At 48.2% G+C, this 712-nt stretch carries 2 rRNA genes; both read left to right on the forward strand.

Going from position 1 to position 712, the window contains the following annotated elements:
* Positions 1-405, forward strand: a 16S ribosomal RNA gene (locus tag ACI3K6_RS23455); the annotation flags it as partial.
* Positions 406-595: 190 nt separating this feature from the next.
* Positions 596-712: ribosomal RNA gene (locus ACI3K6_RS23460) — 23S ribosomal RNA — on the forward strand; the annotation flags it as partial.

Genomic DNA, 712 nt, shown 5'->3' on the forward strand with positions numbered 1-712 from the left:
AGTTGGGCACTCTAAGGTGACTGCCGGTGACAAACCGGAGGAAGGTGGGGATGACGTCAAATCATCATGCCCCTTATGACCTGGGCTACACACGTGCTACAATGGATGGTACAAAGGGCTGCAAAACCGCGAGGTTAAGCCAATCCCATAAAACCATTCTCAGTTCGGATTGTAGGCTGCAACTCGCCTACATGAAGCTGGAATCGCTAGTAATCGCGGATCAGCATGCCGCGGTGAATACGTTCCCGGGCCTTGTACACACCGCCCGTCACACCACGAGAGTTTGTAACACCCGAAGTCGGTGGGGTAACCGTAAGGAGCCAGCCGCCTAAGGTGGGACAGATGATTGGGGTGAAGTCGTAACAAGGTAGCCGTATCGGAAGGTGCGGCTGGATCACCTCCTTTCTAAGGATATAAGCTGGACATGAGAGCCAGACAAAATGTTGATTGTTTCTTGTTTGTTTAGTTTTGAGAGTTCAATCTCTCAGAACTTTCGTTCTTTGAAAACTAGATAATCGTATGAAGAAACCAAGTAAAAACCGAGAATCGCCATTTTAGTTTTTCTCTCTAATTTTTTAGAGAAACAAACCTTTTAGGTTAAGTTAGAAAGGGCGCACGGTGGATGCCTTGGCACTAGGAGCCGATGAAGGACGGGACTAACACCGATATGCTTCGGGGAGCTGTAAGTAAGCTTTGATCCGGAGATTTCCGA

The sequence above is a fragment of the Neobacillus solisequens genome, from assembly GCF_051233465.1.
GTDB lineage: Bacteria > Bacillota > Bacilli > Bacillales > Cytobacillaceae > Neobacillus.